A 1,200-nucleotide genomic window follows, 5' to 3' on the forward strand; every position below is an offset into this window, starting at 1 on the left:
TCTCAGGCTATTACTATCCGCCACCGCGGCTGGATCTTGCACTGGCCGCACTCCCGGCATTGCCGGTGATCGGAACGGGGTTTCGCCACACCTTGTTGCCGCTGCTTGTGAGGCTTGCCTGGCCTTGGGCAATGGAAAAGATATTTCGACCCGCTATGATCGCCAGCGACTTCGCCGCATCCGCCAAGGATGCCGCCAGCCGCCCTTCCCAACTGCGGGCGGTTTGTTCGGAGTCAGCATCTATGCTGGCCGCGGCCCTGTCGAAGAAGGCCAGCTATAAGGACATTTCCGTACCGACCGGCATCCTGGCGGGATCTGGAGACCGGTTGTTCGATGCGGAACGGCATGCACGGCGCCTGCATGCCGAAGTTGGTGGGTCTCTCCTCGAGGTGATTCCGGGCGCTGGCCATATGGTTCATCAGAGCGCCCCGCAGGCAGTAGTCGGTATGGTGCACACGATTTCAGCACGGCACGCCCTTTCCCAATCGGGCCGTCGGCAGCGACGTAAGCTGCGTGCCGACGAGTTCAAGCTAGGTCCGGCTCCGCAAATGTTCCAGGCGGGCGACAAGTGACGCCGCTTGCACGAGATCGTCGTTCAAACGAGCTTTTCAAATGAGCGACCAACGTCCAGCCAACATGCAGTCGGTGCTCCACCAGAACATAGAGGCACTGGTCGAGCACAGGCGACAACAGGAGGAGCACCAAAGCGTTCAGGTGCGGATTGCCGGGGCTATTTCGCGCTTCGCGGGGAGCATGACTTTCGTCTATCTGCATCTCGCAATCCTCGTCGCCTGGATCCTTGCAAACCTAGGCGCGATACCAGCCATCCCAGCTTGGGACCCAACTTTCGTGATCCTGGCCATGGTCGCTTCCGTCGAGGCAATCTTCCTGTCTACCTTCGTGCTGATCAATCAGAACAGAATGGCCGAACACAGCGAGCGCCGAGCGGAACTGGATTTGCAGATCAGCCTCCTTAACGAACATGAAACCACGCGGCTGATCGAGATGGTGGCTGCCTTGGCGGTGCGTCTGAATGTCTCCACCCCGGCCGACAAAGAGCTGCGGCAACTGGCAGAGAATGTCGATCCCCGAAAGGTGATGACCCAAATCCAGCAGGCTTCTGAAGATCAGCAGGAAGCTTGATCAAAGCGACCGCGCCGGCAAGCCGCCGCAGCGTACCAACCCAACACGAGCTTACAG

At 59.6% G+C, this 1,200-nt stretch carries 2 protein-coding genes; both read left to right on the forward strand.

The annotated features are described in order from the left end of the window. The coding region (locus EOA22_RS34315; RefSeq protein ID WP_164756208.1) for an alpha/beta hydrolase at positions 1-572 on the forward strand (572 nt) is incomplete at its 5' end. A gap of 40 nt (positions 573-612) precedes the next feature. Further along, positions 613-1,143 carry a DUF1003 domain-containing protein gene (locus EOA22_RS34320; protein WP_063170620.1) on the forward strand — a complete coding sequence of 177 codons (531 nt, stop codon included), beginning with the start codon at positions 613-615 and terminating at the stop codon, positions 1,141-1,143. Positions 1,144-1,200: the final 57 nt, after the last annotated feature.

Source organism: Mesorhizobium sp. M7A.F.Ca.US.014.04.1.1, from assembly GCF_003998745.1.
GTDB classification, from domain to species: domain Bacteria; phylum Pseudomonadota; class Alphaproteobacteria; order Rhizobiales; family Rhizobiaceae; genus Mesorhizobium; species Mesorhizobium ciceri.